The following is a 663-nucleotide window of genomic DNA, read 5'->3' on the forward strand; positions in this document are numbered from 1 at the left end:
CACCATTGGCATGTATGACCGTCTCGATACAATACATACTCCCTCACGTTCCAAAAGCCCAATTGCTCTCCTTGTTGATATGCTGCACCTTGAATATCAGGATTCTTTATCTTTTGCGTATCAAATTGTGCCACTTCAACGGTGATATGGGTAATCGGAAGCATCGAATGTACCCATTTTACTAATTTGATATGACGATCCACTTTATGCTGAATCGAAGGGGCTAACCAGCCGTTTGGCTTCTTACGATTCAAAAATCGGGCTTTTCGATCTCTTGTGTTTCGATTTCTCCGGCTTCTGCGAAATTGCCTCCTCGTTGCTAACAATTCTTGAATATCCGTACGCAATTGTACTTCTGCTTCTAAAAGCACCTGATTTTTTGTGGTAGCGGATAGCCCAACATGTTTTGTTCCTGCGTCTACACCTAGAGAAATCGGTTGCTTGTATCCGCTACTACCGTATAGTAGTTGAATCGTGAACGGTGTTCTTTTTACTACTTTTGCTTTTTTGTTTGTTAACAATATCCTTGCTTTTCTTGGTGAGCACGGCATCAATGGATTGCCATGCTTATTGATCACGTACACGAACAAGGCGTGTACCTCCTTTCTCGGAGTGTTCTTCCTCTTCCCCCATGTTGGAAGGGCTTGTGATGTTGACAGCACC

1 protein-coding gene is annotated in these 663 nt (G+C 43.1%); it reads right to left on the reverse strand.

Annotated elements, in window-relative coordinates; all coding sequences use genetic code 11:
- The coding region (gene iscB, locus M4I42_RS17070; protein ID WP_268853209.1) for an RNA-guided endonuclease IscB at positions 1-584 on the reverse strand (584 nt) is incomplete at its 3' end.
- Between the last annotated feature and the right edge of the window lie 79 nt (positions 585-663).

It is taken from the genome of Anoxybacillus sp. J5B_2022 (genome assembly GCF_026847645.1).
GTDB lineage: Bacteria > Bacillota > Bacilli > Bacillales > Anoxybacillaceae > Anoxybacteroides.